Origin of the sequence: Specibacter sp. NPDC078692 (assembly GCF_040686835.1) — a bacterium.
Classification (GTDB): Bacteria; Actinomycetota; Actinomycetes; order Actinomycetales; family Micrococcaceae; genus Specibacter.
In genome coordinates this window covers 1-14004 of the sequence record NZ_JBFBLV010000013.1, presented here as the reverse complement: position 1 = coordinate 14004, position 14004 = coordinate 1, and the positions used below count along the sequence as shown (strand labels likewise).

Below are 14004 nucleotides of genomic sequence, written 5' to 3'. Positions count from 1 at the left end.
AACGCCACCATCGTCGCTTATAGAGCGGCCAAGCGATCCGAGAGTGCCATGTGCTCGGCGTTCACCACGCGTGCTTCCGGGTGATCAACATGCCAGGCCAGAATCGCGTGGGCCGCATCCGCAAAACGGATAGTCGTGCCGAACGCCGGCACCAAAGACTTGACCCGGGTGTTATCGAAAATGACAGAGTGAGCTTTATCGCCCAGCAGGCCGGGCCCAAACGCGGGAGCGACGGCGGCGATTTTATCGCTCGCTACATGTACCAACAGAGGGTCCGGCACGCCGGCCGCTGCGGCAACGCTGCGGTACACGGCATCCCACGGCAGCACGTCGTCGGAAGTGATGGTGAAGGCCTCACCCGCCACAGGGAGCCCGAACAGCCCCACAAATCCCACGGCGAAATCATTGGTGTGCGTCAGCGTCCACAACGAGGTCCCGTCGCCATGCACCACCACCGGCAGCCCCGCCCGCATGCGGTGCACATCGGTCCAGCCGAACAGCAACGGCAGTGCGGTGTGATCGTACGTGTGGGAGGGGCGAACAAGGCTGACAGGGAATCCCTCCGCCCGGTAAGCCTGCGTGAAAATGTCCTCACAGGCGATCTTGTCCCGCGAATACTGCCAGAACGGATTCCGCAGCGGAGTGGACTCCGTGATGGGCAAGCGGGCCGGCGGCTTCTGGTACGCCGAGGCCGAACTGATAAACAAGTATTGTTCCGTGCGCCCACGGAAACGTTCCACGGCCGCCCGGGCATGCGCCGGTGTAAACGAGAGGAAGTCCGCCACAACGTCAAAGGTTCGCGTGCCCAAGGCAGCGGCAACGGAGGCGCTATCCCGGACATCAGCCACAAGCTGTTCGACGCCGGCTGGAACCGCCCGCACGGAACTCGCCGCGCGGTTCAGCACCGTCACGTTGTGCCCCAGGGCAACAGCCCGAGCCACTGACGCCGTGCTGATGGTGCCGGTTCCGCCAATGAACAAGACCCGCCGTGCTGGGAGCCGCCAGCGTCCGTCAACACCACCGAGGCTCGGGGCTCCAGTGGGGGAATCGGCCGGGGCCCCAGTCGCGTCGTGACGGAGGTGCAAGCCCTGGCCAACGCCGTCGTTAAAGCCGCTCACCAGGCGTAGTCTTCCGGGGCAGTCTTCGGACCGGGGAAGATCTTATCGAGGGTGGCCAAGGCGTCCGCGTCCAGCGAAAGGTTCACAGCACGCAGGCCTGCCTCGAGCTGGGCTGCGGTGCGCGGTCCAATAATGGGTGCCGTCACGGCCGGCTGATGCATGAGCCAAGCCAAAGCCACATCGCCCGGGGCATGCCCCAAATCCGCGGCGAAGGATTCAAAGGCGGCAATGGCGTCATGGTGCGTGGCCAACGCCTCGGCGGCGCGGCCCTCAAGCCTGCGGACGCCGTCGTTCTGCTTTTGCAGCACGCCACCGAGCAGCCCGCCATGCAGCGGCGACCAGGGAAGCAGACCCAATCCGTAGTGTTCGGCGGCGGGAATGACTTCACGTTCCACGCTGCGCTCCAACAGGCTGTAGATGGACTGCTCACTGACCAGCCCGGTGACGGGTCGGCGCGCTGCGGCCTCCTGCGCGGCGGCAATGTGCCAGCCGGCAAAGTTGGAACTGCCGGCGTACAGGATCTTTCCCTGCTGCACGGCGACGTCGATGGCCTGCCAGATCTCATCCCACGGGGTATTCCTGTCCACGTGATGGAACTGGTAGAGATCGATGTAGTCGGTCTGCAGACGCTTCAGGGAAGCATCCAAGGAGCGGCGAATGTTCAGTGCTGACAGCTTCGAATCATTGGGCCACTCGGTCATGTTGGCGTAGACCTTGGTGGCCAGCACTGTCCGCTCGCGCCGGCCTCCGCCCTGGGCAATCCAACGGCCAATGATCTCCTCAGTCCAGCCGCGGCGGTCATTGCCGCCGTAGCCGTTGGCCGTGTCAAAGAAGTTCAGCCCGGCCTCGTGGGCCTTATCCATGATCTTGAAAGCGACGGCCTCATCGGTGTGCGGGCCAAAATTCATGGTACCCAGGCACAGTGTGGAAACGGACAGGCCGCTGCGCCCCAATTGGGTGTACAACATGGTCATGTGGTTCCTTCCGAAGAGGTGGAAATTTGATGGCTGGCAGAGACGGGTCCGCCGGCCCAAGACGACAGCAGTTTGAGGGCGTCCTGTGAGGGTGAGCCGTTCTTGGCCGTGTAGATGCGCAGGCTTTGATCGGTGTCATCGGGGAGAAGCAGGTGTTCAAAGTCCAGCGAAAGATCGCCCACCACGCCATGGTGCAGCGCCAAAGTTCCGGAGGCTCGCTGGGCCACCCTGTGCCGCGCCCACCACTGCCGGAATTCCTCGCTATTGACGGCGAGTTCACCCACCAGTGCCGTGGCTGCGGGGTCGCCGGGATGCCTGCCAATATCGGCCCGCAAGGCAGCCACCGCATCCGAGGCAGCACCATGCCAGTCCCGGAACAACACGCGAGCGCCAGGATCAAGCATGATCCAGCGCGTGTAATTGCGTTGTTCGCGGGACATGGCCGGGAAGTCGGCAAAGAGCAGCCGGGCCATGCGGTTGCTGGCCAGGATATCGGTGCGCCTACCAAGTACGACGGCGGGTACCTCACCCACCGCGTCCAACAGCTGGCGCAGGGAAGCCCTCACCCGCTGAACCTCAGGTGGATTGCTTGCTTGCCCGCCACAGTTTTCGAGCAGATCGTACATATGGGCAGATTCGGAATCGTTGAGTTGCAGGGCGCGGGCCACCGATGCCAGCACCGACCTGGAAGGGTGAATGTTACGTCCCTGCTCCAGCCTGGTGTAGTAATCAGTGGAGACCCCAGCACGCTGCGCCACTTCTTCCCGGCGTAACCCAGGAACCCGCCGATGAGTGAGTGCAGCTTCCGGATCCGGTGCCAAGCGGGCACGCATGGCGGAGAGGAAGCTGCCGAATGCAATACTTTGACCCATGGTTCCCATTCTGCCCCGGCACAGTAGGCGAACCTAGTGTGAAGGTAGGACTGCTGATCCTAGGATTGTTTCAAACACCTTCAGCGGTTCAGGATGCTTCACCGCGTTCCTGTTCGCGCCTAGGCTGGAGGAAACCGTCCATGGAGGCCATCCAATGCGACGGACACAATGAAAGGCAATGATTCTTCGTGACTGATTCGAACTCCGCCGCAACGGCCGTTCCGGAGCTGACTCTCAACAATGGGGTCACCATCCCGCAGCTCGGGTTTGGCGTCTTCCAGATCCCGCCAGAAGAAACCCGTATATCTGTGACCCAGGCGCTGGCCACGGGCTACCGCCACATCGATACGGCCGCGGCGTACCGCAACGAGGCCGGCGTCGGAGCTGCCCTTGCTGAATCCGGGCTGGCCCGCGAGGAATTGTTCATCACGACCAAACTGCGTAACGGCGAGCAGGGCAATACCCGCGCCGCCTTTGAAGCGAGCCGCAAAGCACTGGGCCTGGACTGGATTGATTTGTACTTGATCCACTGGCCCGTCCCGTCGCAGGGTCTGTTCACTCAGGCGTGGAAGGAAATGGAATCCCTCTACGCCGAGGGGCTGATCCGTGCCATTGGCGTGTCCAACTTCCTGGCGCCGCATCTGGATGAGCTATTGGCTAATTCCACAGTGGTTCCTGCCGTGAACCAGATCGAACTCCACCCCTCCCTCCAGCAGAGCGAGTTGGCGGCGAAGAGCCGCAGTCACGGGATTGCGGTGCAAGCGTACAGTCCCCTCGGGCAGGGCCAAGACCTGGACAATCAGGTCATCGCCGAGTTGGCGGCCAACTACGACGCAACTCCCGCGCAGGTAGTTCTGGCCTGGCATCTCGGCACGGGCAACATTGTGATCCCCAAGACCGTCACGCCCGAGCGCATGCGCGAGAACCTCGCAGCCGCCAAAATTCAGCTCAGCGACAACGATCTGCAGCGCATCTCAGCACTGGAAAACGGTCACCGCATCGGTGCCGATCCGGCCGTGGCAGCGTTTACGCAGATGTAAGCACCGGCGTCAGCGGCAGCAGCGCCAGCCTCAGCACCACCAGCAATTCGGCAGTAAATCGGCACAGTAAAGGGGGCCGCCATCTAGTAGCGATGACGGCCCCTTTGGCTTTTCCCTTTACTGACTACGGCTCAGCTGTCGAAGTAGCTCAGCTGCCGAAGTAGCCGAGGCTGCCGTAACAGCCAGCGGTTTACAGCTTGTCGAAATCTGCCTCGTCAACGCGATCCGAAGCGGTAATGGCCGCCGGTGCTGGTGAGCCACCAGCCTTCAGAGCTGCAAGGCGTGCCTCAATCTCGGTCTGCTCGCCCAAATCCTCGAGGGAGTTGAACTGGGCATCCAAGCTGGAGGCGGCGAGCTCATTCTGGCCACGCACCTTAGCTTCTTCGCGGCGGATCTTCTCTTCGAAGCGGCTGACCTCGCTGGTGGGATCCATGATGTCAATGCTCTTGAGCGCATCGTGCACCTGGGTCTGCGCGGCGGCCGTCTTGGAGCGTGCGATCAGCTCATTGCGCTTATTGCCGAGCTCGGTGAGCTTGCCATTCATCTGCTGCAGGCCGGTCTTGAGCTTGTCAACCACCTCGTTCTGAGCTGCGATGTTCGGCTCAGCGGAGCGGGCCTCGCTTTCCGAGGTCATCTGACGCTGCAGGGCCACCTTGGCCAGATTGTCGAACTTCTGTGCATCGGCGTCGTTGCCACCGGCACGGAATTCATCGGCTTTGCGGCTCGCGGCGAGGGCCTTGGAACCCCAATCCTGAGCGTTCTTCACATCCTCGTTGTAGTCGTCCTCGAGCATGCGCAGGTTACCGATGGTCTGGGCCACAGCGCCTTCGGCCTCTTGGATGTTGGCCTTGTAATCGCGCACCATCTGATCAAGCATCTTCTGCGGGTCCTCGGCTTGGTCCAACAGCGCATTGATATTGGCCTTGGCCAACTGTGCGATCCGGCCGAAAATTGACTGCTTTGCCATTTTTTTCCCCTTATTTTTGCTGGTTATGTTGAACAAAATCTCACCTGTGCTGCCGGAACGGTCCTTGTCATCCGAGTCTAGGGGACCCGTTTCCATTCTTGTCCTAGGTGCCTGTCCGGTGCAATGCCATGACGTACGACGCCGGAGCCTCCTTGGCTGCCTCCCGCGGGCGTGCGCCGTGGGGCTGCCTGTAACGGGCGGACCGGGAGTTGACTGGCACCCTATGGGCACCTCTCGCACTAGAAGTTGCCGCCTCCTCCGCCAAAGCCGCCACCACCCCCGCCGCCTCCGCCGCCGAAGCCACCCCCGCCGCCTCCGCCGAATCCTCCACCGCCACCGAAGCCGCCGCCTCCGCCTCCGGAGAGGAGCCCGCCAATGATGCCGCCGAGGATGGCGCCACCCATGCCACCACCCATGGAACTGCGACCACCGCCGCCGTAACCCCCTCCGCCGCCGAAGCTGTCGACGTCGTTCTGGGCGTACTGGATGGCTTGTTTGGCCAACGCCTGCGCCTGTTGAGCGTAGGTCAGTGCGTTGGTGGGATCCGAGTCGGAGATACTCAAGGCATAGTCGAAGTTACGTTCAGCTTCGGAGAGCCGGGTCCTAGCGGCAGAACCAACGCCGCCGCGGCGGGCTGCGATGAAGTCCTTGGCCGTGGCAATGGTGGCCTGTGCCCCCGCAAACGCCTGCTGCAGTGCGGCCTGAGCCCGCAGCGCCTGCTGCTGCTGATCTCGGATGCCGGTCAATAGCTCATCGAGCTGAGTGTGGGCATCCTGCACTGCAGTCAGCAGGGCCACCGGATCGGGCTTGCCGCCGGCAGAGTCCATGCGCACCTCGTTCAACGTTGCTTCCGCAGCCTGAACAGTAGGGGCGTAGCGGGCAAATTCGGGGGAGGCCACCATTGATTTGGCCTGCTGCAAATCAGCAAGAGCTGCCGGAAGTGCTGTCTGTAAGGTGACTGCAGCGTCGCGGATGCTTGCTTCGGTTTTTTCAATCGCGTCCAGCAGAACCGTGGACTGCAGCAGACTTTCTTCAGCAGCCTTGACGGCGACGGCCGCTCCAGCAGTATCTGAGGCCGTCAATTTCGTGTCTGCCTCAGTGGCCGCGGTGTCCACAAAATCAAGGCGTTCCTTGGCCTCGGCAACGTTGTCACGCACAGGGGCCAGTGCCGCGTCCGAGTACTGGGCCGTCAAACCGGCCAGTTTCTGCTCGGCCGCCGCCACCGATGTCCGGGCTTCGGCAGCTTGCGACCGGATGCTGGCCAGAACCTGCGGAGCGGTCCGTTCCAGTTCGCGCAACTCGTCGAAGGCTGCCTTTTCGGCGTCCAGAGCCGCATTGGCGTCTTCGCTGCGCTTGATGATTTCACCGAGCCAGGACCGCTGCTCTGCAATGGTGTCGGGAATTTCGTCGTCAAGTTGCTGCTGGAGTTTGAAGGATTCGGAGAGGTGCGCCTTAGCGCTATCCAAAGCGCCCTGGAATTGCTTGACGGCCTCGTCGCCGTACGACGCCTGTGCGAAACCAATTTCATGCTCGCTGGTCTTGATTGCATCATCGGCAGCAATCAACAGCGAGCCAGCCTTGGCGCGCAGCTCCGGGATGGTCATGCCCGCATTGGGATCCAGCGGCTTTCCATCGGGGCTAAAGCCCTTGGCGGTAGCCTCTGCAGCAGATTTCTTGTGCTTGTTGCGAAGGTACAGTGCAGTTCCCGCACCCCCAACGACGACGACGCCACCGACTCCCAGCGCTACGAACCCGCCGGTGGGGTCGGGCACGTTGCCCTTGCCACCGCCAGCAGCATCACCGAGTGCCGCGGCTGCATCGATAGCGGCCTGCGCCCAATTTCCGGCAGAGAGCTGGGGCTTGATGGCGCTTGATTGGATGGTGGAGCCTTGGGCTTCCGTCAGGAACGTGTCGGTGCCGCCAACGAATGCATACTGCTTTGTTTGAACAGCAACGGCCAACAACGTATCCAACCGGCCCATGTTCTTTTCGGTGGCGACAGTTTGGGCCCACGCCTGCTGGGCCTGGCCATCAAAGGAGTCGACATAGACCACGAAGAGCGTGATGCCATGGTCCCTGCTCAATTTCGTGATCGCGCTTTGAACCTCTGCCTTTTGACTGCCCAGCACATTGGCGTTGTCCACAATATAGGTGCCGCCGGGAATGCTCACCGGCGGTTCAGCTTGGGCAGCACCGGCCGGGAACAGCAGGAGTGCCATCAGCGCCAGGACTGCCAGAACTGGGGGAAATACCTTCAACCGTGCAAACATCGCTCACCTTTGGTGTGGGACCACTACGGGACCACTCTGGGAATCGGGCCTAGTACTCCAAACGATACTATGGCGCGGATTTGATTGGGCCGGGTTTTTCGGGCAGGTATTTCGCTGTCCGGATAATGCGGCTGCCGCCAGACGTGGGAGATAATGGAACTTGATGAACCTTCACAGCTACCTTCCAGCGAACGTTCGTCAAGGCTCCAGCCGCGGAGGCCATGATGAAACTCAAGCAAGGATTCGTCACACAGAATTTCAATGAAGGGAAAGCTGATGTCTGAGAACAACGGTGACCACACCACCAGCAACAATGATCGGTCAGAACAGCCTGAACAGTCTGAAGCCGCCCAGCCCCAGCAGGCAGAACCAGCCCAGCCAGCCCAGCCAGCGCAGGCCCAGCCTGCGCAGCCAACCAAGGCCCCAGAAGGTTTCGCGCAGCACGGATATGCAGCTCCCGTGCCGCCGGCCGCACCACGTTATGCGTCTCAGGCATCTTCCCCGAATACTCCTCCTGCCGGCGCACCGGCACCTCCGGCCGCACGGCCTAGTGGATATGGTGCCCCGGCGGCTCCCGCTGCCAACCCTTATGACGCCCCGCAAGCAAGCTCCCGCTATGGCGCGTCACAGCCTCCCGCCAATTCCAATCCCACCGAGCGGATTCCTGCACCGCCGACCCACAACGCGGGATCGCACAACGCGGGATCGCACAGCACTGGATCCCAGAACCCCACTGAGCCGATCCCCACCGGATTTGGTGGAGGTGCTTATGGCGCCAGCAGCTTCGGTAATACCAATCCGGACAGTAACCAGAGCGCGGCGAGCCACAGCTCGGGCACACCAAACTTTGGTGAGGGATACGCAGGACCGGGCTACCCGGCGTCGAACATGTATCCCCAGAGCCAGCCTCATGGCCAGACCGTGGCACCGCAGCGTAAGAACAGGGACGGCAAAAAGGTGGGCATGGGCATGTTCACCACCGGTGTTCTGGCTGCCGCACTGGTCGGCGGGCTGGTGGGTGGCGGGTCTCTGTTCCTGCTCAATCAGCAAGGCGACAACTCGTCGGTGAGCGCTACCTCGCAGAGCGCACCGTTGGTAGTCAATAACACCAACTCCGTCAACCAGGTAACGGCTGCGGCGGCCAAGGCGATGCCGTCAGTGGTGACCATTTCGGCCACGAGCGGTAGCTCCGGTGGCACGGGCTCGGGCATCATTTTGGACACCGAGGGCCACATTCTGACCAATACCCACGTGGTTACCTTGGACGGTGCTGCCGCGCACGCCGCCATCCAGGTGCAGACGAGCGATAACAAGGTATACGACGCCACCATTGTGGGCACGGACCCGCTCTCGGACCTCGCCGTGATCAAGATTGATGCGCCCAACCTGGTTCCGGCCACTCTGGGAGAATCCAGCAAGATCAACGTTGGTGATACCGTCATTGCCATCGGCTCCCCGCTGGGCCTGAATGCCACCGTCACCGAGGGCATCGTTTCCACGCTGAACCGCACCATTCAGGTGGCCTCCTCCGCAGTTCCGGAAACCCCGAGTGACTCCTCAGAGGACCCGGATAATGGTGGCAACGGTTTCCAGTTCTCGCCTCCAGGTGGCGGGACGAGCAACACGGCCGCAACCGGAACCGTGAACCTGAACGTCATCCAGACCGATGCAGCCATCAACCCCGGTAACTCCGGCGGTGCGCTGGTCAACGCTGAAGGCCAGATCATCGGCGTCAACGTGGCCATTGCCTCAACCGGCAGTTCCTCCAGTTCCAGTAGCCAGAGCGGCAACATCGGCGTGGGCTTCTCCATCCCCATGGATCACGCCAAGCGCGTGGCCCAGGACATCATCAAGAACGGCACGGCCACCCACGGCCAGCTGGGTGTCTCGGTGAGTGGTACGTCCGCATCCGGATCAAGTAGTTCCTTCTCCTCCGGTGCCACCGTGGCTGATGTAACTTCCGACAGTGCGGCAGCCAAGGCCGGACTGAAGAAGGGCGACGTCATCACCCAGCTGGGCAACCGCACCATCTCTGATCCATCGGATCTGACGGCGGCTGTCCGCGAGCAGCCGGGCGGAGCCACCGTAAAGGTCGATTTCATCCGCGACGGCAAGGCCCAGAGCATTGATGTCACCCTGGACACGATGAAGTAAGTGATTCAGGGCCGGACGCGGCTCTCGTTAGTTTGAAGCTGCGTACGGTTACGTGGCAACGGTGCGCTACTCGGTGAGTAGCGCACCGTTAGCACTTAACGTACGCAGCTCCAGTGTGAGTTTCGGCTCCTACTGTAGACCTAGTGTGCAAGCACGGAGTCCAGAACAGGTTTGGATGCCGCAAGCCCCAGCCACACCAAGGCAATGCCACCTGCCAGCACGCCGACAATGACCAATAATGACAGCGGCGCAAAAATCATGGCGGCCCCCGTCAGTGGGAACAGCAAAATGGCAGCCACGGCCCCCGAGCCAATCGCCACAATGCGCACCGGCGACATCACGGCGCGCCGGCGGGCGGCCTCCATGACGGAACGAGGCATGCCGAGCCTGTCCAGGCTGACGTACAACCCGCTCCGGTCCAAGATGGCGGCGGCCTGATTCACACCGGCACTGGAAGCCACCAACAGGAACGAGGCAACCACCGTGATCAGCACTCCGGTGCGCATATCGGCGGCGAGGTTGATGTCCGCTGCGTTGCCTCCATCAGGCGCTGTGGCATTCAGCAGCGCCAGTCCGGTCCCGGCAATGACGGGAATGAAGCTGGTCATCGACAGCGAGCTGACCTGCCGCCAGGCAGCCTTGGGTGATTCCAGAATGGTCCGGGCGGCCAACAGCCGAGCCGGCGTTTGCGCCCTGCGCAGCCCCCGCCCGGCCAGCCATTTCAGCACAAACGGCCCTACTAGGTTCAACAGGGCCATCCCGCCGGCGAAGCTGCCGCACAGGATGATGATCATGATAGCCAGGGATCCGCTGGCCGTTAGATTGGCCATCAGGACATAAAGTACGACGGCGGCCCCCGCCCCGAGCGCGAATCTCACCCAGTGCACTGTTGGTGCCTTGGCCCTGGTGCGCACCCCCAACGGGGAGAGCACCACTTGGCGCAAACCGATCGTGGCACTGATGGCTGCAAGGATCATGAGGGCGGCAGCTGTGGCCAGCACCAGCAGGGGGTTGAGCCACAGCGCCGACAAACCCAAGGCCTTCCCCTGGAACGGGATCAGGGCAACCGCTGGCAGTGCCGCAGCGTAGAGCAGCACGCCAGCGCAAATGCCCACGGCGGCCACAACGGTGGATTCCACTACTGTCATGGCGCCCACGAGCGCCGGGGTGCCGCCCAGCAGTCGCAGCGTGGACAGCCGCTCATCACGGCGGCGTGCCGATAGGCGTGCTGCCGATCCGCCCAAGGTCAGCAGGGGCAGGACCATCAGGGCCAGAGCCACTCCGGCCAGCATCTGATAGGTACCGGCCAGATCGGGGTTTGTATCGATGACAGGTGTGGTGAAAAAGCTCATGGCACCGGCCAGCACTATGAGCGACAGCGCAGCGACCAGGGCAAACGCCACCACGGGCAGAGCCACCACCGCCTTGCTGCCGGGGGTGGGGCGGGACAGCATCCAGAGGATGGACACCATGGATTTGAACTTGTTCACGGCTGTTCCGTCCAGTTCTGGCCCGTGACGAACTGGCCTGTGGCAGGCGGGCTTGCGAGGGGCTGATGCGCCGGGGGCTGATGCGCGGACGGGTGCGCCGCCATGCCGGGGGACTGTACGGCATATTGCCCGCTCGCACCGGGTATGAGTTGAATGGGCGCCGGGGGAGCCGACGGCGCAAGGGAGAGGACGCCGTCGTGCATGAACAATGTGCGCGAGCACAGGGCCGCAACGGAAGGGTCATGGGTGACCAGGACCAGCGTGCGCCCGCGCCCGGAAGTGGCACCGAGGAGCGCGCCCATAACCTCGGCGGAGGTGTGCGAGTCCAGGGCGCCGGTGGGTTCGTCGGCGAAGACGATGCCGGCGCCGGTGACCTGTGCGCGGGCGATGGCTACCCGCTGCGCCTGGCCGCCGGAGAGCTCACCGATCCGTCGGCCCTCCATGCCAGCCAGGCCCAAGTGGGCTAGCCAGCCGGCGGCCTGGGGCTCGGCGTCGCGCCTAGACACTCCGTTGAGCATCAGGGCTAGGGCAACGTTTTCAATGGCCGTCAGTTCCGGGATCAGCAGGCCGGATTGGAAGACGAAGCCAAACGCCTCGCGGCGCAGCTTGGAGCGCTGAGTTTCATTCAGAGCAGTGACTTCTGTGCCGGCATAGTGAACGGTTCCGGAGTCGGGCGCGGTGATGCCGGCCAGGGTGTGCAGCAGCGTGGTTTTACCGGAACCGGAGGCGCCCATGATGGCCACGGATTCGCCGGCAGCAATGTCTACGGCCACGTTGTTCAGGGCGATACCTGCACCGAAACGTTTGGAAAGGGAGCGTGCGCTCAAGATTGTTGAGGTCATACTTCCACTGTGCCCGGAAGTGGTGGCGGCCAGCATCGGGCCGCGGACGGAAACAATCGGCGCCAGTATCCACCCGCAGGCGGAGCCCATGTTCGCTGGGAGTAAAGTTTCGACGTCGAAAATTCCGCCCCTGAGCCACCACGAACTAAGCTGTGGAGGTAGGCCAAGGGCGAAGCGGCCGCACCTGCCCCGGCACGGGGCTGCGCACACCATCCGTCCATGACACAAAGGACAGCAGTGGAAAATTCAGCACTGAACATTGTCGTACTGGTTAAATATGTGCCAGATGCGCAGTTTGACCGACAGCTCTCCGGAGATGCACACGAACTCGATCGCAGCGAAAGCATCCTTTCCGAGCTTGATGAATACGCTTTGGAAGCAGCCCTTGCGCTGAGTGACGCACGCGGCGGGGCCAAGGGTGGCAACACCGTCACGGCACTCACCGTGGGACCGGCATCGGCCGCCGTGGCCGTGAAAAAATCACTGCAGATCGGCGCAACCCAAGGCCTGCATGTCTGCGATGAAGCGCTCGCAGGCTCCGATGCCTCAGCGACCTCGCTAGTCTTGGCCGCAGCCATCAAGTCCCTCGGGGCCGTTGACCTGGTCATCACCGGCATGGCGTCCACCGACGGGGAAACCTCTATTGTTCCCGCTCAGCTTTCTGCACGGCTCGGACTTCCGCAGATCACGTTCGCCTCAGCCTTGGATGTTGCCGGCAACACGCTCACGGCCCGCCGCGACGGTGACGAGTTCTCCGAGGAAATTCAGGCCACTTTGCCTGCTCTGGTTTCGGTAACCGATCAGGCCAACGATCCCCGCTACCCCAACTTCAAGGGCATTCTGGCCGCGAAGAAGAAGAAGGTGACCACCGTGTCCCTGGCGGATTTGGGTGTCTCAGCGGACGCTGTCGGACATGCCGGTTCCTTGACCAAGGTCACCGCGGCAGCCGAACGCCCCGCCCGCATCGCCGGCACCATCATCACCGATTCCGGCGACGCCGGCATCCAGCTTGTTGACTTCCTGGCCGCTGCGAAACTGATCTAAGGAACCCATTTCATGAGTGCAATTGTTGTTTACATTGATCAGCTGGATGCTCCGGGCAAGCTTTCCACCACCGTCAACCAGCTGCTGACCCTGGCCCGCGGCGCAGGCGAGCCGGTGGCCGTTGTGGCCGGTCCGGTGAGCGCTGAGGTGCTGGCCGAGTTGGGCGCCCAGGGCGTCTCGCGTGTGCTGCATTCGGAGCAGACCGAGCTGGGCCAGTTCCTCGTTGCCCCCAAGGCCGACCTCCTCGCCCAGGCAGCGGCAGCCGTGTCCGCCAGCGCCGTACTGGTGGATAATAGTGCCGCCGGGAAGGAAATTGCGGCCCGCGCTGGCGTCACCTTGAACGCTGGGGTGATCACCGACGCCGTCTCCGTGACGTACGACGGCGGCACCTTGGTTGCGCACAAATCCATCCTCGCGGGGTCCTGGACTGTTGAGGCGCGGGCTACTACAGCTGTCGCCGTCATCAGCGTCAAGGCACATAGTGTTGAGGCGGTCCCTGCTGCTGAAGCGGCTACCCCCGTGGTTGAAACCCTGGACGTGGCCTTCGCTCCGGCAAGCTTGGGTGCCCGCGTGGTTTCCCGCACGCCGCGGGCAGCGTCCGGACGTCCCGAGTTGGAAGATGCCCGCATCATTGTGGCCGGTGGTCGCGGTGTTGATGGCGACTTCACCCCGATTGAGGAACTCGCTGACGTTCTCGGCGCCGCTGTTGGCGCTTCGCGTGCAGCCACTGATGCGGGCTGGATCTCTCACGCTTCGCAGGTGGGCCAGACCGGCAAGAAGGTCTCCCCACAGCTGTACATCTCGGTGGGTATTTCCGGTGCCATTCAGCAGAAGGCCGGCATGCAGACCTCGAAGTTGATTGTGGCCGTGAATAAGGATTCCGAGTCGCCGATCTTCGAGATTGCCGATTTCGGCATTGTGGGGGACCTGTTCCAGGTGTTGCCGCAGGCCGTAGCGGAAATCAAGAAGCGCCGCGCCTAGCCTTTAGCCCCGGAGCGCGTGCCTACTGCTGCCGCATCGGGAAATGCCGCCGTTTGACGTAAATGCCAGGGTTTGAACTGTGGCATTTACAGCCAGCACCAGCACGCGCGCCCCGTACAGGCTGCGCCCGCGAGCCCGCAAGATCTTCACCACGCCCAGTGTCAGCCAACACCGTCATTGCGGTAGGCGGGGTGAACCACAATTTCCAGAACACCCTCGCTGCCGTTCAGGACAACCACCGCAACCCCTGCC

Annotated in this window: 11 protein-coding genes; 4 read left to right on the top strand and 7 right to left on the bottom strand. The window is 62.7% G+C overall.

All coding sequences use genetic code 11. The annotated features are described in order from the left end of the window. Nucleotides 1-17 precede the first annotated feature (17 nt). The 3 genes from AB0O97_RS10725 to AB0O97_RS10715 form a co-directional block, all read right to left on the bottom strand. Nucleotides 18-980: an NAD-dependent epimerase/dehydratase family protein gene (locus AB0O97_RS10725; protein ID WP_363882486.1), complete on the bottom strand. Its 963-nt coding sequence runs from the start codon at nucleotides 978-980 to the stop codon at nucleotides 18-20. Nucleotides 981-1114: 134 nt separating this feature from the next. Next, complete coding sequence (locus tag AB0O97_RS10720) at nucleotides 1115-2086, bottom strand: aldo/keto reductase (protein WP_363882483.1); 972 nt, start codon at nucleotides 2084-2086, stop codon at nucleotides 1115-1117. 2 nt (nucleotides 2087-2088) lie between these two features. Continuing rightward, the gene (locus AB0O97_RS10715) at nucleotides 2089-2964 is read right to left on the bottom strand and encodes a helix-turn-helix transcriptional regulator (RefSeq protein WP_363882328.1); all 876 of its coding nucleotides are present in this window, start codon (nucleotides 2962-2964) and stop codon (nucleotides 2089-2091) included. 188 nt (nucleotides 2965-3152) lie between these two features. On the opposite strand from AB0O97_RS10715, the gene AB0O97_RS10710 reads away from it, so the two are divergent. After that, nucleotides 3153-4004, top strand: a complete 852-nt coding sequence (locus AB0O97_RS10710) for an aldo/keto reductase (protein ID WP_363882325.1) — start codon at nucleotides 3153-3155, stop codon at nucleotides 4002-4004. Nucleotides 4005-4194: 190 nt separating this feature from the next. On the opposite strand, the gene AB0O97_RS10705 is transcribed toward AB0O97_RS10710, so the two are convergent. Further along, nucleotides 4195-4971: a PspA/IM30 family protein gene (locus AB0O97_RS10705; RefSeq protein WP_363845474.1), complete on the bottom strand. Its 777-nt coding sequence runs from the start codon at nucleotides 4969-4971 to the stop codon at nucleotides 4195-4197. A gap of 239 nt (nucleotides 4972-5210) precedes the next feature. Continuing rightward, nucleotides 5211-7241, bottom strand: coding sequence for a TPM domain-containing protein (locus AB0O97_RS10700; protein WP_363882322.1), 2031 nt, complete (start codon nucleotides 7239-7241; stop codon nucleotides 5211-5213). Nucleotides 7242-7517: 276 nt separating this feature from the next. On the opposite strand from AB0O97_RS10700, the gene AB0O97_RS10695 reads away from it, so the two are divergent. Next, nucleotides 7518-9395: a trypsin-like peptidase domain-containing protein gene (locus AB0O97_RS10695; RefSeq protein WP_363882320.1), complete on the top strand. Its 1878-nt coding sequence runs from the start codon at nucleotides 7518-7520 to the stop codon at nucleotides 9393-9395. Between the two features lie 140 nt (nucleotides 9396-9535). On the opposite strand, the gene AB0O97_RS10690 is transcribed toward AB0O97_RS10695, so the two are convergent. Both AB0O97_RS10690 and AB0O97_RS10685 read right to left on the bottom strand, forming a co-directional pair. Next, on the bottom strand, nucleotides 9536-10885 hold the full coding sequence (locus AB0O97_RS10690) for a permease (RefSeq protein ID WP_363882317.1): 1350 nt from the start codon (nucleotides 10883-10885) through the stop codon (nucleotides 9536-9538). Further along, a complete protein-coding gene (locus AB0O97_RS10685; protein ID WP_363882314.1) occupies nucleotides 10882-11727 on the bottom strand; it encodes an ABC transporter ATP-binding protein in 846 nt (281 codons plus the stop codon). The genes AB0O97_RS10690 and AB0O97_RS10685 overlap by 4 nt, the downstream gene beginning before the upstream one ends. Nucleotides 11728-11946: 219 nt before the next feature. On the opposite strand from AB0O97_RS10685, the gene AB0O97_RS10680 reads away from it, so the two are divergent. Both AB0O97_RS10680 and AB0O97_RS10675 read left to right on the top strand, forming a co-directional pair. Next, on the top strand, nucleotides 11947-12771 hold the full coding sequence (locus AB0O97_RS10680) for an electron transfer flavoprotein subunit beta/FixA family protein (protein WP_363845460.1): 825 nt from the start codon (nucleotides 11947-11949) through the stop codon (nucleotides 12769-12771). A gap of 12 nt (nucleotides 12772-12783) precedes the next feature. Then, on the top strand, nucleotides 12784-13752 hold the full coding sequence (locus tag AB0O97_RS10675) for an electron transfer flavoprotein subunit alpha/FixB family protein (protein ID WP_363882311.1): 969 nt from the start codon (nucleotides 12784-12786) through the stop codon (nucleotides 13750-13752). Nucleotides 13753-14004: the final 252 nt, after the last annotated feature.